Origin of the sequence: Mesorhizobium sp. AA22 (assembly GCF_001672375.2) — a bacterium.
GTDB lineage: Bacteria > Pseudomonadota > Alphaproteobacteria > Rhizobiales > Rhizobiaceae > Mesorhizobium > Mesorhizobium wenxiniae.
Genome location: NZ_CP048406.1, coordinates 573,796 through 596,039, shown reverse-complemented (window position 1 = coordinate 596,039; position 22,244 = coordinate 573,796). Strand labels below are relative to the sequence as shown.

Annotated in this window: 17 protein-coding genes; 10 read left to right on the top strand and 7 right to left on the bottom strand. The window is 62.9% G+C overall.

Features of this window, described 5'->3' with window-relative positions:
• The first annotated feature begins 26 nt into the window (after positions 1-26).
• From A9K68_RS02795 to A9K68_RS02775, 5 genes are all read left to right on the top strand, one after another.
• Positions 27-1,031, top strand: a complete 1,005-nt coding sequence (locus A9K68_RS02795) for an ABC transporter ATP-binding protein (RefSeq protein ID WP_065011647.1) — start codon at positions 27-29, stop codon at positions 1,029-1,031.
• On the top strand, positions 1,028-1,798 hold the full coding sequence (locus A9K68_RS02790; RefSeq protein ID WP_065011646.1) for an L-iditol 2-dehydrogenase: 771 nt from the start codon (positions 1,028-1,030) through the stop codon (positions 1,796-1,798). The genes A9K68_RS02795 and A9K68_RS02790 overlap by 4 nt, the downstream gene beginning before the upstream one ends.
• Positions 1,799-1,868: 70 nt before the next feature.
• Positions 1,869-3,347, top strand: coding sequence for a mannitol dehydrogenase family protein (locus A9K68_RS02785; RefSeq protein ID WP_065011645.1), 1,479 nt, complete (start codon positions 1,869-1,871; stop codon positions 3,345-3,347).
• Between the two features lie 16 nt (positions 3,348-3,363).
• Positions 3,364-4,047 (top strand): HAD-IA family hydrolase, encoded by a 684-nt coding sequence (locus tag A9K68_RS02780; protein ID WP_065011644.1) that lies wholly within the window; start codon positions 3,364-3,366, stop codon positions 4,045-4,047.
• Positions 4,044-5,630 (top strand): FGGY-family carbohydrate kinase, encoded by a 1,587-nt coding sequence (locus A9K68_RS02775; protein WP_065011643.1) that lies wholly within the window; start codon positions 4,044-4,046, stop codon positions 5,628-5,630. The genes A9K68_RS02780 and A9K68_RS02775 overlap by 4 nt, the downstream gene beginning before the upstream one ends.
• Positions 5,631-5,656: 26 nt before the next feature.
• Here A9K68_RS02775 and A9K68_RS02770 read toward each other — a convergent pair whose 3' ends face one another.
• A complete protein-coding gene (locus A9K68_RS02770; protein ID WP_065011642.1) occupies positions 5,657-6,235 on the bottom strand; it encodes a histidine phosphatase family protein in 579 nt (192 codons plus the stop codon).
• Positions 6,236-6,511: 276 nt separating this feature from the next.
• Between A9K68_RS02770 and A9K68_RS02765 the strand changes: the two genes are divergently transcribed.
• Entirely contained in the window at positions 6,512-7,915 is a 1,404-nt protein-coding gene (locus tag A9K68_RS02765; protein ID WP_065011704.1) for an MATE family efflux transporter, read from the top strand.
• A gap of 254 nt (positions 7,916-8,169) precedes the next feature.
• Here the strand turns inward: A9K68_RS02765 and A9K68_RS02760 are convergent, their stop codons facing one another.
• From A9K68_RS02760 to speB, 6 genes are all read right to left on the bottom strand, one after another.
• Positions 8,170-10,905, bottom strand: coding sequence for an adenylate/guanylate cyclase domain-containing protein (locus A9K68_RS02760; RefSeq protein WP_246811285.1), 2,736 nt, complete (start codon positions 10,903-10,905; stop codon positions 8,170-8,172).
• Positions 10,887-12,629 carry a peptide ABC transporter substrate-binding protein gene (locus A9K68_RS02755; protein WP_246811284.1) on the bottom strand — a complete coding sequence of 581 codons (1,743 nt, stop codon included), beginning with the start codon at positions 12,627-12,629 and terminating at the stop codon, positions 10,887-10,889. Before A9K68_RS02755 ends, A9K68_RS02760 begins: the two co-directional genes overlap by 19 nt.
• Before the next feature lie 565 nt (positions 12,630-13,194).
• On the bottom strand, positions 13,195-13,842 hold the full coding sequence (locus A9K68_RS02750; RefSeq protein WP_065011640.1) for an amino acid ABC transporter permease: 648 nt from the start codon (positions 13,840-13,842) through the stop codon (positions 13,195-13,197).
• Positions 13,839-14,507: an amino acid ABC transporter permease gene (locus A9K68_RS02745; protein ID WP_065011639.1), complete on the bottom strand. Its 669-nt coding sequence runs from the start codon at positions 14,505-14,507 to the stop codon at positions 13,839-13,841. Before A9K68_RS02745 ends, A9K68_RS02750 begins: the two co-directional genes overlap by 4 nt.
• 17 nt (positions 14,508-14,524) lie before the next feature.
• Positions 14,525-15,328 carry a transporter substrate-binding domain-containing protein gene (locus tag A9K68_RS02740; protein WP_065011702.1) on the bottom strand — a complete coding sequence of 268 codons (804 nt, stop codon included), beginning with the start codon at positions 15,326-15,328 and terminating at the stop codon, positions 14,525-14,527.
• Between the two features lie 89 nt (positions 15,329-15,417).
• Positions 15,418-16,479, bottom strand: coding sequence for an agmatinase (gene speB / locus A9K68_RS02735; RefSeq protein WP_065011701.1), 1,062 nt, complete (start codon positions 16,477-16,479; stop codon positions 15,418-15,420).
• A 234-nt stretch (positions 16,480-16,713) separates the two neighbouring features.
• Here speB and gcvA point away from each other — a divergent pair, with 234 nt between their 5' ends.
• The 4 genes from gcvA (at position 16,714) to A9K68_RS02715 (ending at position 22,166) form a co-directional block, all read left to right on the top strand.
• Positions 16,714-17,688 carry a transcriptional regulator GcvA gene (gene gcvA / locus A9K68_RS02730; RefSeq protein ID WP_065011638.1) on the top strand — a complete coding sequence of 325 codons (975 nt, stop codon included), beginning with the start codon at positions 16,714-16,716 and terminating at the stop codon, positions 17,686-17,688.
• A 240-nt stretch (positions 17,689-17,928) separates the two neighbouring features.
• Positions 17,929-19,233 carry a nicotinate phosphoribosyltransferase gene (pncB, locus tag A9K68_RS02725; RefSeq protein WP_065011637.1) on the top strand — a complete coding sequence of 435 codons (1,305 nt, stop codon included), beginning with the start codon at positions 17,929-17,931 and terminating at the stop codon, positions 19,231-19,233.
• Positions 19,234-19,257: 24 nt separating this feature from the next.
• Complete coding sequence (locus A9K68_RS02720; protein ID WP_065011636.1) at positions 19,258-20,697, top strand: hypothetical protein; 1,440 nt, start codon at positions 19,258-19,260, stop codon at positions 20,695-20,697.
• A gap of 164 nt (positions 20,698-20,861) precedes the next feature.
• Positions 20,862-22,166, top strand: coding sequence for an ABC transporter substrate-binding protein (locus A9K68_RS02715; RefSeq protein WP_029347223.1), 1,305 nt, complete (start codon positions 20,862-20,864; stop codon positions 22,164-22,166).
• Positions 22,167-22,244 lie beyond the last annotated feature (78 nt).

The window sequence follows — 22,244 nt, the reverse complement described above, 5'->3', positions numbered from 1 at the left end:
AAAAATAACCCCTCGGGGAGGAAACCATGGGAAACATCACGCTCAAGCACGTCTCCAAGTCGTTCGGGTCGACGATCATCATTCCGGGCATCGACCTGGTCATCGAGAACGGCGAGTTCGTCGTCTTCGTCGGCCCGTCAGGCTGCGGCAAGTCCACGCTGCTGCGACTGATCGCCGGGTTGGAGGATACCACCGCCGGCACCATCAACATCGACGGCCGCGACGTCACCGGCGAGGCGCCAGCCAAGCGCAAGCTGGCCATGGTGTTCCAGTCCTATGCGCTCTACCCGCACATGACGGTGGCCAAGAACATCGCCTTCCCGCTGAAGATGGCGGGAGAGGACCAGGCGACCATCGATCGGAAGGTGAAGGACGCGGCGCGCATCCTGAACCTCACCAACTATCTCGATCGCCGCCCCGGCCAGCTCTCCGGCGGTCAGCGCCAGCGCGTCGCCATCGGCCGCGCCATCGTACGGCAGCCATCGGCTTTCCTGTTCGACGAACCTTTGTCCAACCTCGACGCAGCACTGCGCGGCACCATGCGGCTGGAGATCAGCGAGCTGCATCATCAGCTCAAGACGACGATGATCTACGTCACCCACGACCAGGTCGAGGCGATGACCATGGCCGACAAGATCGTCGTGCTCAATGCCGGCAACATCGAACAGGTCGGCTCGCCGATGGAGCTCTACAAGACGCCGAAGAACCTGTTCGTCGCCGGCTTCATCGGTTCGCCCAAGATGAACCTGATCGAAGGCGCGCCGGCGGCCAAACATGGCGCCAAGACCGTCGGCATCCGTCCCGAGCATATGAACATCTCGAAGACTTCAGGCGAATGGAAAGCCACGGTCGGCGTCGCCGAGCATCTCGGCTCCGACACGCTTTTGCACGTGCAGGCCGACGGTGTCGGACCGCTGACGGTGCGCGCCGACGGCGAATTGGCCGCCCATCACGGCGACACGATCTATCTGACGCCGGACAAGACCAAGCTGCACCGCTTCGGCGCCGATGGAAAGGCGATGATGCAATGAGGCTGAAGGGTAAATCGGCGCTGATCACCGGGTCGGCGCGCGGCATCGGCAGGGCGTTCGCCGAGGCCTATGTCCGCGAGGGCGCCATGGTCGCCATCGGCGACATCAATCTCGAAGCCGCCGAAAAGACCGCTTCGGAGATCGGCGGCAACGCTTACGCCGTGAAACTGGACGTCACCGACCTCGCTTCGATCGAGGCGGCGGTCAAGGCGGTCGAGACAAGGGCCGACCGGCTGGATATTCTGATCAACAACGCCGCTCTGTTCGACCTGGCGCCGATCGTCGAGATCAGCAAGGCGAGCTACGACAGATTGTTTTCCGTCAATGTCGCCGGCACGCTGTTCATGCTGCAGGCAGCAAGCCGCTCGATGATCGCGGCTGGTCGGGGCGGCAAGATCATCAACATGGCGAGCCAGGCCGGGCGCCGCGGCGAGGCGCTGGTCGCCGTCTATTGCGCTACCAAGGCCGCCGTTATCTCGCTCACTCAGTCGGCGGGACTCGACCTGATCAAGCACCGCATCAACGTCAACGCCATCGCGCCGGGCGTCGTCGACGGCGAGCACTGGGACCATGTCGATGCCCTGTTCGCCAAATACGAGAATCGGCCGAAGGGCGAGAAGAAGAGGCTGGTCGGCGAAGCCGTGCCCTATGGCCGCATGGGCACTGCGCAAGACCTCACCGGCATGGCGGTGTTCCTGGCCAGCGACGACGCCGAATACATCGTCGCCCAGACCTACAATGTCGATGGCGGCCAGTGGATGAGTTGAGGGGGCGAAGGCGCTCTTCTCCCCGTCTCCTCCACGGGGGGAAGAGCCGTCCCGCTAAAGGGTAAAGCAGATGACCGTGAAACTCTCTTCTTCCATCCTCGCCAAGCTTCCGCCTGAGGTCGCCGGCCCGAAATACGATCGTGCCGCGCTCAGGGCCGGAATCGTGCATTTCGGCGTCGGCAATTTCCATCGCTCGCATCAGGCCGTCTATCTCGACGACCTGTTCAATGCGGGCGTCGGCCACGACTGGGCACTTGTCGGCGCCGGCGTCTTCGACGGCGAGAAGGTCGGCCGCGGCAAGTTGCAGGAACAGGACTGGCTGACCACCGTGGTCGAGCAGGATTCTGGCCACATGAGCGCCCGCGTCACCGGCGCCATGATCGATTTCCTGATGCCGGGCGACGCGGCCGCGATCATAGAACGGCTTGCCGATCCGGCGATCAAAATCGTGTCGCTGACCATCACCGAGGGCGGCTACTTCATCGACCCGGCGTCGGGCGTGTTCAACCCGACCCATCCCGACATCGTCGGCGATGCGCAGCCGGGAGCAACGCCTAAGACTGTCTTCGGCATCATCCTTGCCGGGCTGTTGCGCCGCCGCGACGACGGCATCGTGCCGTTCACGATCATGTCCTGCGACAACATCCCCCACAACGGCCATGTCACCGCCGATGGCGTCATCGGGCTTGCGCGGCTGATCGATGAGAAACTGGCGACCTGGGTGAGCGAGAACGTCGCCTTTCCCAACGGCATGGTAGACCGCATCACGCCGGCCACCACCGAACGCGAGCGCAGCATTCTGTCGAGCGAGTTCGGTCTCGACGACAACTGGCCGGTGTTCTGCGAGCCGTTCAGGCAGTGGGTGCTGGAGGACCATTTCACCGACGGCCGCCCGGCGCTGGAACAGGTCGGCGTGCAGTTCGTCAGCGATGTTGCGCCCTACGAGTTGATGAAGATCCGCATCCTCAATGGCGGTCATGCGACCATCGCCTACCCGGCCGGGCTGATGGACATCCACTTCGTCCACGAGGCGATGCAGGAGCCCCTGGTGCGGGGCTTTCTCGACAGGCTGGAGCACGACGAGATCATCCCGACGGTGCCGCCGGTGCCGGACACCGTGCTGGAAGACTATTACCAGCTCATCGAGCACCGCTTCTCCAATCCGAAGATCGGCGACACCATCCGCAGGCTTTGCCTCGACGGCTCCAACCGGCAGCCGAAATTCATCATCCCGACCATCGCCGACCGGTTGAAGGCCGGCAAGGGCGTCGCCGGCCTGGCGCTGGAATCGGCGCTGTGGTGCCGCTACTGCTTCGGCACCACAGATAGCGGCGTCGTCATCGAACCCAATGATCCGAGCTGGGACCGGCTGCAGACGACAGCCAGGGCGGCAAAGGATACGCCTGCCGCCTGGCTGGCCATGGAAGACATCTATGGCGATGTTGGCCGCTCGGCGCCGTTTGTCGAGGCCTTTGCCCATGCGCTCGAGGCGCTCTGGGCCGATGGTGCGCGTGCGACACTGACGCGCTATCTCGCCGGCAATCTCTAAGATCGGCTCAATGCCCATGACGCCTGACCTGGTCATTTTCGACTGCGACGGCGTGCTGGTCGACAGCGAGGGGCTGTCCGTTTCGGCGCTGCTTAGCATGATCACGCTCGCCGGCGGCAGTGTCAGCGAGGACGCCGCCTATGAGCATTTCCTCGGCAAGAGCATGAAAAACGTCCGCGAAATTCTCGGCCGCGACTTCGGACTTGATATCACCGACCAGCACCTGAGCGAGATGCGCGTCGAGCTGATGCGCAAATTTCGCGAGGAGCTGAAACCGATTCCCGGGATCGGGCAGGTTCTGCCGAGGCTCGCCATGCCATGCTGCGTTGCTTCCTCCGGCACGCTGGACCGCATCCGCTATGCGCTCGACGTCACCGGGCTGCTCGGGCTGCTCGAGCCGCATCTGTTCAGCGCCGCCATGGTGGCGCGGGGCAAGCCGGCGCCGGACCTTTTTCTCCATGCAGCCGCCAACATGGGAGCGATCCCGCAAAATTGTCTCGTCGTCGAGGACAGCCCCGCCGGCGTCGCGGCGGCGCGGGCGGCGGGCATGCGCGTCCTTGCCTTCACCGGCGGCTCGCACGCGGGCAACCCGGCACTGAAAGCGCGGCTTGCGTCGAGTGAACCGGACTTTATATTCGCTGACATGCTGCAATTGCCCGATCTGATTGCAGGCCTGGGAGCGAGAGCAAGAACACCTTGACGAAAAGTTTCGTTTGCGCGGTCGATGTCGGCACCGGGAGCGCCCGTGCGGGCATTCTCGACACCGGAGGCACCTTGCTCGGCCGCGCCGAGCACCCGATCGTCATGAACCGGCCGAAGGCCGATCACGCCGAGCACGATTCGCAGGATATCTGGTCGGCGGTCTGTATTGCCGTGCGCGCGGCCCGCGAAAAAGCTGGCGTGGCAGCGGAGGATATCGTTGGCGTCTCCTTCGACGCCACTTGCTCGCTGGTGGTGCGGGGCAGGGATGGTGGCCAGCTCAGCGTCTCGGTGTCGGGCGACAGGCGCTGGGACACCATCGTCTGGCTCGATCACCGCGCCATTGCCGAGGCCGATGAATGCACCGAAAGCCGCCATGCCGTGCTCGACTATATTGGCGGCGTCATGTCGCCCGAAATGGAGACGCCGAAGCTGATGTGGCTGAAGCGCAACCTGCCCGGGACATGGAACGAAGCCGGCTATCTATTCGACCTAGCCGACTTTCTCAGTTGGAAGGCGACCGGTTCGCTCGCCCGCTCGCAATGCACGCTGACCGCCAAATGGACCTATCTGGCGCATGAAGAGACCGGCTGGCGGCACGACTTCTTCGAAGCGGTCGGGCTCGGCGATCTCTTCGAGCATGGCAATCTGCCTGACAAGGCCAGCCCGGTGGGCGCCGATCTCGGCCGGCTGAGTGCGGAAGCTGCGGCTGAGCTTGGCCTGACCGAAAAATGCCGGGTCGGCGCCGGCGTCATCGACGCCTATGCCGGCGCGCTCGGCGTGCTCGGCGGCTTTGCCGGCGATGAACCCAACATCGGCCGGCATCTGGCGCTGATCGCCGGCACCTCGAGCTGCGTCATGGCGATGTCGCCCGACCCGCAACCCTTTGCCGGCGTCTGGGGCCCGTATTATGGCGCAGCGCTGCCCAGCCTTTGGCTGTCGGAAGGCGGCCAGTCGGCCACCGGCGCGCTGCTCGATCACATCATCCGTTGGCACGGCGCCGGCGGTGAGCCGGATGCCGCCATGCACGCCAGGATCGCTCGGCGCGTTGCCGAACTGCGCACCGTCGAGGGCGAGAACCTTGCGGCAAGGCTGCATGTGCTTCCGGATTTCCACGGCAACCGCTCGCCGCTCGCCGACCCGCATGCCGTCGGCGTCATCAGCGGGCTGACGCTGGATTCCTCCTTCGACAGTTTGTGCAAGCTCTATTGGCGTACCGCCGTAAGCATTGCGCTAGGCGTGCGCCATGTGCTGGAAGCCCTGAACGAGAACGGCTATCTGATCGACACGCTGCATGTCACCGGCGGCCACACCAAGAACCCGCTGCTGATGGAGCTTTATGCCGACGCCACCGGCTGCACGGTGGTCGAGCCGCTGGCCGACGAGGCGGTGCTGCTCGGCACCGGCATGATCGCTGCCACCGCCGCCGGGCTTTTTCCCGATTTGAACGCCGCCTGCGTCGCCATGCAGCAAGGCGGCAAGACGCGAGAGCCCAATTCGGCGGCGGCCGGCCGGTTCGACCGCGACTATCGTGTGTTTTTGGAGATGCACCGGCAGAGGCAGGCTTTGGACGCGATCCGCTAGACGCGAACAAGCCTGTAAAGCGTCTGCTATCTCTGGTTCCATCGCCGGACGATCGGTTCGCTAAGGTCGTGCTCATAGCCGAGTACGCTTGTGCTGGCGGTATCCAGCACGAACAGAGCGCCATCTTGCGGCGGCAGGCCGAGCCAACGCGTAGCCAGTACCCGCAGGAAGTGAGAGCTTGAAAACACCAGGACATTGCCGTTGACTTCACGCAACTCGTTGACGATCCGATCCGCCCTTGCGCCGACATCCTGTGCCGCTTCGCCGTCAGGGCAGCCGTCGCGAAAGAGACGCCAGCCGGGGCGTTCGATGAGGATCTGCTTTGTGGTCAGTCCCTCGTAAGCGCCGTAATCCCATTCCGCCAGATCGGCCTTCTTCACGCCGGCCGAACCGAAGCCGGCAAGCGCGCAGGTCTTGAAGGCGCGCTGCGACGGGCTCGACCAGACAGCCTGGAACGAAAGGCCCTGCAACCGCTCAGCGACCCGCCCGGCGGCCTCCTCGCCGGCAGGCGTCAGCGGTATGTCGGTCAGGCCGGTGTGCTTTCCGGAGGCGCTCCATTCCGTCTCGCCATGTCGAACCAGATAGATTTCGGGAAACGCGCTCATCCGCATGCCTTTCGATAGAATCTGATATGATGCCTGCTCTTCAGGTCAGTCAGCGACGCAACCATAGCGGCTTCTGCGCTCTCTCCAAACAGGCGGGATCGAGACTGTACGGCTTGCTGGCTCAACTCTTCTCCGGCCCCAGCCTCTTGCCATAGCTGCCCATTTCGTAGACAAGCCGTGCGGTTAATGCGGAATCCGGGCCGATCACGGCCATTTTCCGCGCTGAGACGCGGCTTCCGGTGTTGGCCGACGCGCCGCAATCGGATAGGCGACAAAATGTCTGCGATCGAAGCCGGCGCTCGCGCGCCGGAAAACCTTTGGCGTCAGGAAATCAAGGCGACGCTGGCGCTCGCCTGGCCGATGGTGCTCACCAATCTCGGCCAGACCGCGATGACCGCCACCGACGTCATGATGATGGGGCGGCTGGGTCCGGACACGCTGGCCAGCGGTGCGCTCGGCGCCAACCTCTATTTCATGCCGCTGATCTTCGGGCTCGGCCTGATGCTGGCGACCTCGCCGATGATCGCCACGGAACTCGGCCGCCGTCGCCATTCCGTGCGCGATCTGCGCCGCACCGTACGGCAGGGCCTGTGGCTGGCGATCCTCATCTCAATCCCGATCTGGATATTTCTCTGGTACGGCGAGGCCGTGTTGCTGGCCATGGGTCAGGAACCGGCGCTGGCACATCAGGCCGGCATCTATCTGCGCTGGCTCGAATGGGCGGTGCTGCCCTTCTACGGCTATATCGTCCTGCGCTCGTTTATCTCGGCGCTGGAACGGCCGGGTTGGGCGCTGGTCATCGTCTTCGTTGCCGTCGCCTGCAATGTCTTCTTCAACTGGGTGTTCATGTTCGGCAATCTCGGCGCTCCTTCGATGGGCATCGCCGGCTCCGGCCTCGCCACCACGCTGTCCAGCACGCTGATGTTCGTCGGCATGGCGGCGGTGGTGATGCTTGAGCCGAAGTTTCGCCGTTATCAGCTGTTCGGGCGCTTCTGGCGGGCCGACTGGCCGCGCTTCAAGGGGCTGCTGCGGCTCGGCCTGCCGATCGCCGGCCTGCTCGCCTTCGAGGTGACGATCTTCAACGCGGCAGCCCTTCTCATGGGCCTGATCGACGCGGCCTCGCTCGCCGCGCATGCCATCGCCATCCAGATCGCCTCGATCAGCTTCATGGTTCCGCTCGGCCTCAACCAGGCGGCGACGGTGCGCGTCGGGCTCGCCCATGGCGCCGGCAATCCGGAAGGTGTTTCCCGCGCCGGCTGGACCGCTTTTGTCATCGGCGTCTCGTTCATGGCGCTGATGGGGCTGGTGATGATCCTGTGGCCGCAGCTGCTGATCAGCGCCTTCATCGATCTTGGTGACCCGGCCAATGCCACAGTGATCGGGCTTGCAGTGTCGTTCCTGGCCTTTGCCGCGCTGTTCCAGATTTTCGACGGCGCACAGGCCGTGGCAGCCGGCATGCTGCGCGGCCTGCACGACACCAAGATGCCGATGATCTATGCCGCAATCGGCTATTGGGGCATCGGCCTGCCGCTCGGCGTGCTGCTCGCCTTCTATTCCGGGCTCGACGGCGTCGGCATCTGGATCGGCCTGTCGTTGGGGCTGGCGGTGGTGGCGGCGCTGCTTCTGGCCCGCTGGCTGCGGCGGGACAGGATCGCGCCGCCGCTCTCCTTCGGCCATTGATAAAGTGGCTGCCGGTTCGTCCGGTGGCCGCCATGTCCTAACATTGTGGCTCATTCTCAGCGCCAGCCCACGAAAGGTCCGCCAAGCGGCCGAGAGCAGACCGGCAGCTTCGGGCTGCGAACTTTTAAGAGCGGACATTCAGCTTGGTGTGGGTATCGTCGTGACCTGACCCTGAGCCGAACGACGCGAAACCGCTGGAACGGTATGCAAAGATATCGCGAGCGACCAAGGCACTCAGCATTCGTGTCGAGCGTTCAGGTCCGTAGTTGTGCAATAAATTCTTCGAGCACCTTGATGGCTTCGGCTCGGCCAGCGTCTTTCAGGAAGGGTACGTCGATCTCGACCCGCAATCCTTCCTGGATGTGGCGGAGCACCGGCACGGGAGTCGGTTGGTCTCCCCGAATTCCAAGCACACGATATGACCGAACAGGTTCCGAAAAGCCTTTGATGGTCAGCGGCGTCAACTCCTCTGACTCGATGTCGTCCTTGACAAGCGCCCAAGTCTCATGCGCCAGCAGAACGCCGCCAAGGTCGGCATGTGCCTGAAGGCGCGAGGCGAGATTCACCTCGCCGCCGATGATGGTGTAGTCCATCCGGTCCTCACTGCCGAAATTGCCGACGGTGCAGTAGCCGGTGTTGATTCCGATACGCAGATGGAAGGGCAGTTTATAGCCTGCGTCCACCCACTCTCTCTGCAGTTCTTTCATGCGCCTCTGCATCGCGATCGCCATCCTGACGCAGGCGAGCGCATCTTCTCTGGTGCCTTTCGTCTCGGGGTCGCCGAAGAAGGCGAGGATGGCATCCCCAACATACTTGTCGATGGTTGCGCCGTGCTCCAAGGCAATCTTCGCCATCTCGGTCAGGTACTGATTGAGCAGTTCGGTCAATTCCTCGGACTCGAGTTTGTCCGTCGTCGCGGTAAAGTCGGCAATGTCGGAAAAGAACACGGTGAGTTTCTTTCTCGATGAAGAAATCTCGACGTTCCGTTTGCCCGAGAAGATCGATGAATAAACCTGCGGCGAGAGATACTTGGACAGCTTGCTGGAAAGCGATTCGAGCATGCGGTTCTGTTCGCCGACGCGATTGCTCGCTTCCTCTGCCTCGCGCTTGGCAGCCGCCGTTGCAGTGTGAAGTTGAGCGTTTTCCAGCGCGATCGAGGCGAGCTGTCCAAAGCGCTTCAACAACTCGACCTCTTCCTCGCCGAAGTCGAGCGCCGAGGCGTCGTCGTAAGCAATGCCGAGCACGCCAACGACCGTGTCGCCGGACTTGAGCGGCACCCCCATGATCGCCCGAATAGTGATGTCCATTTGCGCTGCGGCAGCGGCCCGTCCCGGCCAGTTCTGATAGTCGGTGATCACGAGGGGCTCGCCAGTATTCCACACCGTGCCGGCTACCCCTTCGTTTATCGCCAGCCTCTGGCCGATATGCGTGGCGTAGATCCCGACTCCGACCTTGCGCTCGAGAGATTCACCGGCCTCGTCAACCAGGTAGACGTAGCCGTGCTCGGTACCCAGCAACTGCGCTGCTCGACTCGTGAGATCCGACAGAAGCTCGGCAAGATCGAGCCTCGCGATCAACCCGAGCGACGTGTCATGCAAGGCGCCCAGATATTCGCTCTGGCGGCGAAACCGTCTGGCGAGGTTCTCCTGCTCCCTGCGGCGGTTCTCGAGGTCTCCAATGTTCGAAGCCAGTTGCACGGTCATGCTGTTGAAGCTGGCAGCGAGCTTGCCGATTTCATCTCCTGACTCGACCTTCGCGCGGGCCGCGAGGTCGCCTCTGCGCACGCGATCGGCGACACCGGTCAGTCGCTGGATCGGTCCGGCGATACTGTCCCGGAATATCAGGCCAAGCAGCAAGCCCGACAAAACGGCTGCTGCCCCGACGGTCAGGATTATTTGTTGCGCACGTTCGAGCTGGTCCCGGCCACCCGCGAGGTCGACTTGAAGCCGCTGCTGCTCTTGAGTGGCGACAGCGTCGAGGAGCGCGAGCATGCGCTCTGCGATCGGCACTGCCTTCGTGCGGAACAGATAAAGGTCCTCGCGTGCGTGTTCGCCCTCCACCGCCTCGAACATCCGCGCGGGCAGCTCGATGAATGCAGTCCGGCTCTTGGCCATTCTATCGATCAACGCAGTCTGGTTAGCCGCAAGCGTGGTGCCCTCTTTCGCGATGTTGGACCAGGCCCCTTCGTTGATGTTAAAGTTGGCCTGATACTCATATTTGAAGCTCTCCCGTCCAGTGGTGACATAGCCGCGCAGCCCAGCGACCATCGCGTAGAAGGAGCTCTGGAACGAGGCCAGGTCGGCCAGGAGCGCCGTATTCGCAGCCGTCGGATCACGGTTCCGCTGGGCCAGCATCATGGCTTTGGCCGACGCCACCACCGTCGCTATGAGCGGGTTGGCGTCGCTCACAAGGATCTTGAGCGCGGGTTCCCTGCGCAGCTGATCGTTACGCAGTTCGAATAGCTGCTCGGACAGTGGTTGCCATTCAGCCAGCAGTTGACCGATTTCTTGCATGCCGAACTCGGCATTGCTGCGCCCGGCTGGCGACTCGCCCTTTGCGCGCAGGAGACCCTCAAGCTCGCGCATGTCGGCAAGGAAGGCCTCGTTGGCCAGCCGATAGCCATCCCGATAGGATTCGTCGCCAAGTGCCAGATAACCTCGCACCTCGCCCAGCATGCGGAGCAGATTCGCTTGGGCCCGAGCCGATGCAACCGCGCTTGGCGCGCTGAGATCGGTGGTTCTGTTGATGTTGCGAACGGCCGCTATGCTTCCCAGGTAGTTCAACCCGACGACAAGCAGCATTAAAGCGACCAGGATTCCAAACCCGACCGTAAGCTTGCCGCCAATGTTGAGCTTGCGCAGCGCGGCCGCGACCCAAGCGGTCAGTTTCCCCAAGGGAGCGGTGTACAACTGCCGAATTTGCCCCGACTTCCCGTCCGCTCGGATGCCTTCTGCGTCCCGGCCGCCTCCGATCACTTCTTGCGATGCCACTTCGCTATGTCCCAGGTTTCAGCGTCCCAAGGGGTAGGATCGTAGCCGGCTATGTTATTGCGCAGGCCCGAAGTATAAGCCCATTCGAGGAGCGGAATGACCGCGGCATCGGCGATCAGGAGATCGTTCATCGCCATGAACAGCGCGCTCCGTTTCTCCGGATCGACTTCAGTCGCCGACGCTTGGAACAGCGCATCATACTCGGGATTGCAATAGCGGGCCCAATTCGTTCCCGACCAATTGTTTTTCTTCTGTGCTGCTTCTGCGCAGGTCCAGCCGATCATGTAGCTGCCGGGATCGGGGCCCTTGTTGCCGTAAGCGAACTCCTCGAGGTCCGCATAGAAGTGCCGTCTGGTGTTCGTATTGTCGGGCGACGACCCCAGGAAGATGCTGGAATCGATCAGCTTGTTTTCCACCCGGACTCCGATCGAGCCGAAGTCCGCCTTTATGAAGTTCTGGGTCGCCTCCCGCACCGGGTTGATGCTGGTCTGAAACACCAGCGCCAGCGGGACGCCGTCCCTGTCGCGGACGCCGTCCCTATCGGTGTCGCGCCATCCGGCTTCGTCCAGCAGAGCGCGCGCCTTATCGAGATTGAACTCCCATTTCGTGTTCGGCGAGGCGAAGGCGGCCGGTGCGACAAGGAGATTGGCGGTGGCGCGGCCACTCCTGCCGTGCAGTTCGGCAGCTTTCCGGCGGTCAACGGCGGCCGCCAGCGCCTGCCGGACGCGCCTGTCGGTCAGGATTGGATGCGGGAACTCCACGCTCGCGCGTTCGCCGTCGGCGGTTTCCCGTCTGGGATCGGTGAAATTGAGCATGATGCGTTCGACATAAGATCCCCAATACAAATCGACCCTACCAACGCCCTTGGTTTCAAGCCTTCGAAGGTCAGCCTCGCCGACCTGAAGGTTCCACGCGTAGTCGACGATCCCTTCGCTCACTGCGTTTGCAGCGGTTCTGGCGTCGCCACCGCCCTGAAGCGTGACCTGCTTGAACGCCAGGCTGTCACGATCACGATACTCGGGATTTGGCTCGAAGATGATCTTGACCGTGTTGACGACGTCCTCGCCGATGAGAAGGACGTCCTCCGTCCGGAACTCCTTGAGGCGGTATGGACCGGTGCCCACCGGGGCGAGGTTTGCCGGAGCGCTGGCGGCATCTTTGTTGTTGTACTGGCCGAATACGTGTTCCGGAATAACCATTCCCTGCACGCCGACGAAGGGCAGCGACCAGGCGGGATTGACGTCCTTGAACGTGACCTTGATGGTCAAGTTGTCCAGCGCCTCCACCTTCGCGACTGATTTGTACGAGCCCGCGCTCGACGAGCCCACGTCCTCGTTCACTATGTATTGGTAGGTGAAAAGGACATCCTTCGCGGTGAACGGCACGCCGTCGGACCACTTGATGCCCGGCCTAAGCTTCCATGTGACCGATCTGCCATCGGGCGCGACCTGGCCGTTCTCAAGCGATGGAATCTCGGCTGCGAGAAAGGGCACCAGCCGGCCCTCGGCGTCAAAGCTGGCCAGCGGCTCGTAGACGATACGGCTTGCCGTTTGATCCTTGATGCCCGGCGCCTGGTGTGGGTTCAGTGTGCTTGGCGCTTGCCACAGCAACAATCTCAACGTATCGCCATCCGGCTCGGTCGGCTGTGCGGGTTGGGGCAAACCGACAACAAGCGCCGCGACTATGAGCAGGAACAACCTGCACATAGCATTGATGCGGGCCAACGATACACCCTCTCGGCTCCGAGACGCTCGCATCCCTTCCTCCCTGCCCCTGTGATCCTGCGGCCGCAGCTCCCCTTCAGACAGTTGGCTATGCGAGGAGATGTTTATCTCCAGTCCACGAAATTGATCCCAATTGCAGCCGCTGGCAAGACTAATCGGTCCGAGACCATGAACCTGCACCTAGGGCTGCATGATGCATGCGCTGAAATCGCTGATCGTTGGGGAGGAGATCACCGCGATATGGAAGCGGCTGGGCGCTCGGAATCTGCAGCCGCTGTTTAGATGCAAGCGGTTGGCCAAGAATGACAGCTGGTCCTTGCCTTAACAATGGATGGTGTCTTCAGGTCGCCGGAGGGTTGCTGCGAACGAAGAGCATAAAATCCTTGGGATTAAGCTATTCGGCGGGCGTCGGCCGGACGTCGGGTTCTGGCGCGACTACGACTTCCAGCATGGTCACCTGGGATGTCTGCTTCCGGGCGGAGATAAAGTTTGGCTCTTGGCCGACATTGCGGCGCAAAGCTGCCGTTCTTCCCAGCTTGTATGGTCAACGCAACATGCTCGCGGCTCAGTGGGCAGCCGCGCGCCGTTCGAGTGAACGGGCGTACTGCGTCAGCGGGAAGCACATGATGAAGAAGATCAGTGCCACCAGCCCGTAGACGGTGAACGGTTCGAAGGTCGCATTGTTGATCGCGTTGGATGTCCTGACCAGTTCCTCGAAACCGATGATCGAGGTCAGCGCGGTCGACTTGATCAGCTGCACCAGGAAACCGACAGTCGGCGCACGGGTGATCGAGAACGCCTGCGGCAGGATGATCAGCCTCAGTTCCTGCAGATAGTGGAGGCCGAGGCTGGCGCCGGCATCCCACTGGCCACGCGGCAGCGCATCGACGCCGCCGCGCCAGATTTCGGCGAGATAGGCGCTGGCGAAGAAGGTGAGGCCAAGTGCTGCGGCGGTCCACGGTTCGATGCGCAAGCCCAGCATCGGCAGGCCAAAGAACATCAGGAAGAGCTGCATGAGCAGCGGCGTTCCCTGAAAAAGCGCGATGTACCCCGACGCAAGGCGCCGCGCCCATTTATTCTTGGCGATCCTGAAGAACAGCACGACCATGCCGACCACACCGCCGCCGACGAAGGCCGCCAGTGACAGAAGCACCGTCCAGCGCGCGGCGAGCAGAAGGTTGCGGACGATATCCCAGAAGGTGAATTCGATCATGACACGCCGGCCCCCAGCGCGCGGCGCCCGCCGCTGACCAGCAACCGGCGCAGCCCCATCGACAGGACGAGATAGACGATCGTCACCACGAAATAGGTCTCGAAAGCGCGGAAGGTGCGCGCCTGCAGCATGTCGGCCTCGTAGGTCAGTTCGCGCACCGCGATCTGCGACACCACGGCGGACTCCAGCATCATGATGATGATCTGGCTGGTCAGCGCCGGATAGATCACCTTGAGCGCCTGCGGCAGCACGATCTTGACGAACACCTGACGTGGCCTGAGCCCAAGCGCCAGTGCTGCTTCCGTCTGCCCGCGCGGCACCGCGTCGAGCCCGGCGCCGACGATCTCGATCGTGTAGGCCGCCATGTTGAGCGTCATCGCCAGCAGGGCGGCCAGCAGCGGATCGAGCCTCACGCCGATGCTGGGCAGCCCGAAGAAGATGAAGAATAGCTGCACCAGGAACGGCGTGTTGCGGATCACCTCGACATAGAGGCCGATCGCCCGCTTGAGCAGCAAGGGGCCGTTTCGCCGCCCGGCCGCACCGAGGATGCTGAGGAACGTTCCCGCGAGCGTGGTCACGGCGATCAAAAGGATCGTCGTGGCCGCCCCGCGCGCGATCGCGCCTGTCGCATCGGCAAGCCAGCCGAAGTCGAGGCTGTAGCCCATGATAGGTACCCCGGAGATCAATCCTTGAGGTTGTCGGGATTGAGCGGCGTCTTGAGCCAGGCCTTCGAGCTTTCGTCCAGCTTGCCATCGGCCAGCATCTTGGCGACGGCGTCGTTGACAGCCTGCTTCAGGCGGTCCTCGTTCTTGTTGAGGCCGATATGCGACGGTGAGGTGAGAAGCTGGAACTTCTGCTCCGGCTTCAGTGCCTCCTGGCGGGCGAGCACCTGGGCGCCGACATCGTTGCCGACGACCATCAGCTGGGTCTGACCCGAGATGAAGGCCTGGATGACGGAATTATAGTTGTCGAAGCGGCGGATGTCGGCCGAGGCGGGTGCTGCCTCGGTCAGCGACGTGTCCTCCAGCGTGCCGCGGTTGACGGCGATCGACTTGTCGGCGAGGTCATCCTTGCCTTCGACCTTGAGCGCGGCCGGGCCGATGACGGCGATATAATAGGGTGCGTAGGCGGCGGCGAAATCGATCACCTGCTCACGCTCCTTGGAATAGCCGACGCTCATCAGGATATCGACGCGCTTGTCGGTAAGATACGGAATGCGGTTCTGGCCGGTCACGCTGACCAAATTGAGTTTGACCTTGAGCTGGTCGGCGATGAACTGCGCCACGTCGATGTCATAGCCCTTGATGCTCATGTCGGCACTGGCCGAGGAGAAGGGCGGAAAATCGGAGAAAATGCCGACATTGATGGCGCCGGCCTTGGTGATGTCGTCGACCGCGTCGGCATTGGCGGCCTGGGTGGCAAGACCAAGGCCAGCGAGCATCAGCACGGCTGCGATGGATGATTTGAGCTTCATTTGAAGTGTCATTGTCGTTCCCCTGATGGAAGCTTGTTTTGTTTGAATGCGGCCGCCGGCTCCAGCGCGGCGGTCGCCTTGGAACTTCATGGTCTGATGCGTCAGGCCCCCTTGCCTGAGATCGCCGGGCTGAAGACCATCAGGCTGAGGATCTCGAACAGCACCTGCGCGCCGGCATGGGCCGTGTTGGTGGTCGCGTCATATTGCGGCGCCACCTCGACGACGTCGCCGCCGACGATGTTGAGGCCCTTCAGGCCGCGCAGCAGTTCAAGCACCTCCCGCGTCGTCAGCCCGCCGACTTCCGGCGTGCCGGTGCCGGGCGCGAATGCCGGGTCGATGCTGTCGATGTCGAAGGACACGTAGGTCGGGCCATCGCCGACGATCTGGCGCGCTTTCGCGATGATGGCGGGCATGCCGAGGCCGGTCACCTCTTCGGCATGCACGACCGTCATGCCGGATTCGTAGGTGAACTCCCACAGATACTCGGCCGAGCCGCGGATGCCGATCTGGATGGTCCGCGACGGATCCAGCACCCCGTCCAGCACCGCGTTGCGGAACGGCCCGCCATGGTGGAACTTGGTCATGTCGAACAAGCCGCTGGTGTCGCAGTGGGCGTCGATATGGATCATGCCGACCGGCGCTTTTTTGCCGACAGCCTTCAGGATCGGATGGCTGATCGAATGATCGCCGCCGACCGATAGCGGGATGACGCCGGCATCGACGATCTGGTTCGTCCGACGCTCGATGTCGTCATGGCTGGTTTCCAGCCGGTAGCGGCTCTGGAATGGCACGTCGCCGATGTCGGCCACCTTCAGCTCGTGTGTCGGCGCGCATTCCAGCACGTGGTTGTAGGGGCCGATGCGCTCGATGGCGCGCAGCGCCCTTGGCCCGAAGCGGGCGCCCGGCCGGTTGGTCACGCCAAGGTCCATCGGCACGCCGATCATCGCCACCTGCAGATCGCCGAAATCAGGATTGTCGGCGGCAATTTCCCGGTAAGGCGCGGCGAGGAAGGTCGGGATGCCGGAATAGGGCGCCAGCCGCGTGCCGCTCTTGGAGAAGATCTTGTCGGCGACGCGCCGGAATTTGGGGTCGAACATCTCGCCGCCATGGCTTTCGCCATATTTGCGGCGCAACGCTTCGAGCTTGCCGCGATCATAACCCATGTCGGTCCTCCATGGCTGGTGCGGAGCGGCCATTAAATGACGGTCGCCGTCCTGCCGGCTGCCTGCGGATTTCACGTCTTGATGCTGTTCGACCCAAAGTGTCTTGCAGCTGCTTTGAAAAATCAATTGATATTGTTAGGGTCTTTGCTGTGAGAAAATCTCACATTATGTTGAGCACGGTCGTATCCGCAGACCGGGTTCCACTTTTCGGGATCGTGCTCCTTTGAGGCTCCAATGGCCAAGCGTCTGCCTCCCCTGAATCCGCTGCGCGCCTTCGAGGCGACGGCGCGCCATGCCTCGCTGACCAAGGCGGCGGCTGAGCTCAACGTCACCCACGGCGCCATCAGTCATCAGATCAAGGCGCTCGAACAGTCGCTTGGCGTCAAGCTGTTCGAGCGCGCCGGTCAGCGGGTGAAGCTGACGCCGCACGGGGCCGAATTGCTGCCGGCGGTGTCGACCGCCTTCGACGGCATCGCCGCCGCCACGCAGCGCATGACAAGGCCGGCGAGCACCGGCGCCCTCTCGGTATCCTGCGTGCCGGCGCTGCTGTTGCTGTGGATGATCCCGCGGCTCGGCAGCTTCACCTCGCAATATCCGGACATCAGGCTGACGCTGATCCCGTCCAATGACGCCAAGGACGTCCGCGCGCCACATATCGACGTCTGCGTGCACTATGGCGACGGCAGCTGGACCGATTGCTGGATGCGCAAATGGTCGGGTCTCGAACTGTTCCCGGTAGTCAGCCCGACGCTGATCAACAACCGTCCGATCCGCACCGTGCGCGATCTCGCCGACCACGTCTTCCTGCATGGCGACGACGGCCGCGAGTGGCACACCTGGCTGGCCGCCGCCGATGCGCTCGATCTGGAGCGCAGCCGCCGGCACCATCTCGGCGACGCGCGCATGGCGAGTGAGGCGGCCGTTCATGGTCACGGCGTGGCGCTTGGCGATACTGTGACGGCAAGCGGGCTGCTCGCCAGGGGACTGCTTGTCGCGCCGTTCAGCCTGTCGGTGCCGGCGGTCGACGATTTCTACGTCGTCTGTCGTAACGAGATGAGGTCGGCACCGATCGTGCAGCTGTTCATCGACTGGCTGTTTGCCGAGAAAGAACAGGCCGACGGCCGCGCCGATGCGCCGGTGGCGGGCCGCATCGGCATCCGCCGGAAGCGCCCGGCGCTGCGAGTGGTCGGCGCCAAGACCGCTTCCTGAGGCCGCGATTGCCGAAGCCGCATGCTTGCCTCCGGCTTTTCTTTTTGTCGTGCCAGCCCGCAAAGCGGGAGGCGCTTTCAAAAATTCAATGCTAAGAGGCATTTCGCTAAAGCAATTCCAGGAAAAGTCCGCAGCGGTTTTTCCGTTCGGAATTGCGTGCAAACAAATTTAGAGCGGTTCAGCGTTGCTATCCAGAAACTGAACCGGTCTAGGAGCGAGCAGTGAAGGCGGCATCGAGACATGACCAAGACCGATATAGCGCGGCGCGTCTACAACCACACCTGGAAGCTCGATCCGATCGTCCGCAGCCTGCTCGACACCGATTTCTACAAGCTGCTGATGCTGCAGATGATCTGGGGCATGTATCCCAAGATCGACACCACCTTCTCGCTGATCAACCGCACCACTTCGGTTCGCCTTGCCGACGAGATCGACGAGGCGGAACTGCGCGATCAGCTCGACCATGCCCGCACCTTGCGCTTCTCCAAGAAAGAGATGATCTGGCTCGGCGGCAATACCTTCTATGGCCGCAAGCAGATCTTCGAACCGGAATTCCTCGCCTGGCTTGAAAATTTCCAGCTGCCGGAATACGTGCTTTCCAAGCGCGATGGTCAGTACGAGCTCACTTTCAGCGGTCCGTGGATGTACACAACGCTGTGGGAGATCCCGGCCCTGGCAATTATCAATGAACTCCGATCCCGCGCGGCCATGCGGGCGCTCGGTCCGTTCGCGCTCGACGTGCTCTATGCCCGCGCCAAGGCCAAAATGTGGGCTAAGACGGAGCGGCTGAAAGCGCTGCCGGATATCCGCATTTCGGACTTCGGCACGCGCCGCCGCCATTCCTTCCTGTGGCAGCGCTGGTGCGTCGAAGCGCTGAAGGAAGGCATCGGCGAGGCTTTCACCGGCACCTCCAACGTGCTTTTGGCCATGGATAACGACCTCGAGGCGCTCGGCACCAATGCGCATGAATTGCCGATGGTGCTCGCCGCCCTCGCCAATTCCGAAAAGGACTTGAAGCAGTCGCCCTACAAGGTGCTGCAGGACTGGCAGCGCTACTATGGCGGCAATCTGCTGATCGTGCTGCCCGATGCTTTCGGCACCGCTTCGTTTCTGCGCGATGCGCCGGACTGGGTCGCCGACTGGACCGGCTTTCGGCCCGACAGCGCGCCGCCGATCGAGGGCGGCGAGAAGATCCTTTCCTGGTGGCGTGAAAAGGGCAAGGACCCCAGGCAAAAGCTGCTCATCTTCTCCGACGGGCTCGAGGTCGAGACCATCGAGGAAACCTACCGCCACTTCCGCGGCAAGGTGCGCATGTCCTTCGGCTGGGGCACCAACCTGACCAATGATTTCGAAGGTTGCGCGCCGACCAACACCAACCGGCTCGACGCCATCTCGCTGGTCTGCAAGGTCACCGAGGCCAATGGCCGCCCGGCGGTCAAGCTCTCCGATAATCCAGCCAAGGCCACCGGCGACGAGAAAGAGATCGAACGCTATTTGCGTATATTTGGCGAGAAAGACCGCGTGGAGCAGCTGGTCAAGGTGTGAGGGGCGAGGGAACTCTTGGATAGCATGAGTTCCTTCGCCGTAGTGCGCTGCCGGTTGGCAATAGCAATACCCTTTGCGGCTTCATTGATCCTCCTCGCGCCCACCCCGGCCTTTGCCCATGCCTCCGATCGCGGCCACGTCCTGCTTCTGCCGACGGGCTACTACGTCGCCGGCGGCGCGCTTGCCGTTGCCGCCAGCTTTCTCGTCCTGGCGCTGCTGCCGTCAGACTTTCCCGCCCGCTTCTGGCGGCGGCGCCTGCCGCTTTTCGCATTCGGCAACGGCGCACGGGCAATCGTCAGCCTGATATCCTTTGCCGGCTTTGCAATTCTTATTGCGGCCGGCTTGTTCGGCAGCCGCGATCCGCTTTCCAACCCGCTGCCGCTGGCCATCTGGACGCTGCTCTGGGTTGGGCTGGTTTTGCTGCAGGGGCTGCTCGGCAATCTCTGGTCATGGCTAAACCCATGGTACGGGCCTTGGCGTGTCATTTCCCGCCTGTTCGGCAAGCGGCAGACATGGCGCCCGCCTCTGTGGCTTGGCTGCTGGCCGGCCGTCGTGCTGTTCTTCGCCTTCGCCTGGTTCGAGCTGATCGACCCGGCGCCCGACGATCCGGCGCGGCTCGCCTGGGCCGTCGGTTTCTATTGGCTGCTGAGTTTTGCCGCCATGCTGGTGTTCGGCTACCGCGACTGGAGCCGGCGAGGCGAGTTCCTGGCCGTCTTCTTCGCCATGATTGCACGATTCGCCCTCCTTGAGCGCAATGAAGTCGAGCGCAGTGAAGGCGGTCGGCTCAGTCTGTGTTGGCCGGGCGCCACGCTCAGCGATGCCGCGCCGCTGTCGCTCAGCGGCATTGCTTTCCTGCTGCTTGCGCTGTCGTCGGTCTCCTTCGATGGCCTGTCGAAAACCTTCTTTTGGCTCGGCCTGTTCGGCCTCAATCCGCTGGAGTTTCCGGGCCGCACGGCGGTGATCGGCATCGGCACCTTCGGGCTCGTGCTGACGTTCGTCTTGCTTGCAGCCGCGTTCATCCTTGCCATTGTCCTTGGCCAGCGTCTTGCCGGCAGCCCGCATTCCCTCAGTCAGGCCGCAGGGCTGCTGGTCTGGTCGATCGTGCCGATCGCGCTCGCCTACCATGTCGCGCATTACCTGACGGCGCTGCTGGTCGATGGCCAATACGCCATCGCCGCTCTTTCCGACCCGTTTGCGCTGGGCTGGAACCTGCTCGGCACCGCCGGCATGCAGATCGAAGCCGGCGTGGCGGCTGGCGCCGGCTCGGCATGGTGGCTGTGGAATCTCCAGGCCGGCGTCATCATCGCCGGCCACATGCTCGCCGTGCTCGTTGCCCATGGCCTCGCCTGGCGATTGCACCCGGTTCCCGCTCGCGCCGCGCTCAGCCAGTTTCCGCTCACCGTGCTGATGATCGCCTATACGGTCTTCGGCCTGTGGTTACTTGCCACGCCTTCAGTCGGATGAGACAAAAGCCCGGCTCGAGGGCGTCGATTGAACGTTGGGGAAAGCCCGCTTGCCACACCAGGGCTTTGATGATTTAGTTTGTACACATGCAATTTCGGCGCTCTTACCAGAGTGGCCCGCTTCGCTACAGCCATTGGTCAAAACTCAAAACAAGGGGAACTGCCGTGACTGACAAGAATGGGTTTTTAGATCTCTCCAAAACCGGTCTCACCCGCCGCACGGCGCTAAAGGGGTTGGCCGCAGGCGCCGGCCTTGCCGTCGCGCCTGGGTTCGTGCGTTATAGCCAGGCGCAGAGCTCGGCGCCGATAAAGATCGGCTTCCAGTCCCACCGCACCGGCATCGGCGCCGCCTATGGTCGCTGGTACGAGAGGACCACCGCCGCCGCGGTCAAGGCGATCAACGAAGCCGGCGGCATCAACGGCCGGCCGGTCGAGGTGATCATCGAGGATGACGGCACCGATCCCGGCCGCGGCGCCGAAGTGGTCGGCAAATTCGCCACCCAGCACAAGACCGACATCGTCTACGGCACGCTGTTTTCGCATGTCGTCATCGGCTCGGCGCCGGCCGCCGGCGAGGCCAAGATGCCCTATTTCGTCGTCAGCGAAGGCCACCACGTCGCCTCGACCAAGCTCAACCGCTACGTCTTCCAGCCCGGCATCACCGACGTGAAGAGCCAGATCCAAGCGATGGCGCCCTGGATCGCGGCGAATGCCGGCAAGAAGGTGACGCAGATATTCCCAGATTTCGCCTTCGGCTACGACCATCGCGACTATCTGCCGCCGGCGCTGAAGGCGCAAGGCGCCGAAGTCATTGCCCAGATCGCCATCCCGCCGACGGAATCGTCCTTCACCAAATACTTCCCGCAGATCCCAGCCGAGACCGAGGTGATCTACCACGTCATGGTCGGTCCGGCGGTGCTCACCTTCGTCAAGGAACTCGGCGAGTTCTATGGCTCCAACCGGCCGCAGCTGTTCGGCTTCATCGATTCGCTCGAAGCCACCGACATCAACAGCCCCGGGCTCGAATTCCTCGACGGCAGCCATTTCTGGGAAGGCTCGCCGCGCTACGCTCAGCCCAATGATTCCGCCGCGCAGAAGGCCTATCGCGCCGCCGTGGGCATCGACGACAATGGCGCTGCCGTCGGCGATCCGAAGGATGTCTCCACTGCCGCGCACATGTTCGGCTGCTGGGAAACGCTCTATGTCGTCAAGAAGGCGATGGAGGATGCCGGCTACAAGGGTCCGGAAGACCGCGCCAAGCTGGTCGAAGCGACCGAGGCCTTGACCGAGTTCGCCGAGGGCCCCGAGCATCCGCAAGGGCCGAAGACCTTCAACGGCAAGATCCATCAGTGTTTTGGCATCCAGAACATCTCCAAGGTCGAAGGCGGCCGGCTGAACGTCGTCCACAAGACCAAGATCGAGGACGGCCTCTATGAGCCGGAAGGGGATTACACGACCCAGGCGCTGTGAGCTTAGCTGTTTTAGCCGTAGTGCGCTTCGAGCCACCCCCCTCTGTCCTGCCGGACATCTCCCCACAGAGGGGGGTGC

What these genes read in the sequence shown, in the direction of transcription:
- A9K68_RS02795 (WP_065011647.1), top strand. Translation starts at nt 27, where the DNA reads ATGGGAAACATCACGCTCAAGCACGTCTCCAAGTCGTTCGGGTCGACG.
- A9K68_RS02790 (WP_065011646.1), top strand. Translation starts at nt 1,028, where the DNA reads ATGAGGCTGAAGGGTAAATCGGCGCTGATCACCGGGTCGGCGCGCGGC.
- A9K68_RS02785 (WP_065011645.1), top strand. Translation starts at nt 1,869, where the DNA reads ATGACCGTGAAACTCTCTTCTTCCATCCTCGCCAAGCTTCCGCCTGAG.
- A9K68_RS02780 (WP_065011644.1), top strand. Translation starts at nt 3,364, where the DNA reads ATGACGCCTGACCTGGTCATTTTCGACTGCGACGGCGTGCTGGTCGAC.
- A9K68_RS02770 (WP_065011642.1), bottom strand. Translation starts at nt 6,235, where the DNA reads ATGAGCGCGTTTCCCGAAATCTATCTGGTTCGACATGGCGAGACGGAA.
- A9K68_RS02765 (WP_065011704.1), top strand. Translation starts at nt 6,512, where the DNA reads ATGTCTGCGATCGAAGCCGGCGCTCGCGCGCCGGAAAACCTTTGGCGT.
- A9K68_RS02750 (WP_065011640.1), bottom strand. Translation starts at nt 13,842, where the DNA reads ATGATCGAATTCACCTTCTGGGATATCGTCCGCAACCTTCTGCTCGCC.
- A9K68_RS02745 (WP_065011639.1), bottom strand. Translation starts at nt 14,507, where the DNA reads ATGGGCTACAGCCTCGACTTCGGCTGGCTTGCCGATGCGACAGGCGCG.
- A9K68_RS02740 (WP_065011702.1), bottom strand. Translation starts at nt 15,328, where the DNA reads ATGACACTTCAAATGAAGCTCAAATCATCCATCGCAGCCGTGCTGATG.
- speB (WP_065011701.1), bottom strand. Translation starts at nt 16,479, where the DNA reads ATGGGTTATGATCGCGGCAAGCTCGAAGCGTTGCGCCGCAAATATGGC.
- gcvA (WP_065011638.1), top strand. Translation starts at nt 16,714, where the DNA reads ATGGCCAAGCGTCTGCCTCCCCTGAATCCGCTGCGCGCCTTCGAGGCG.
- pncB (WP_065011637.1), top strand. Translation starts at nt 17,929, where the DNA reads ATGACCAAGACCGATATAGCGCGGCGCGTCTACAACCACACCTGGAAG.
- A9K68_RS02720 (WP_065011636.1), top strand. Translation starts at nt 19,258, where the DNA reads ATGAGTTCCTTCGCCGTAGTGCGCTGCCGGTTGGCAATAGCAATACCC.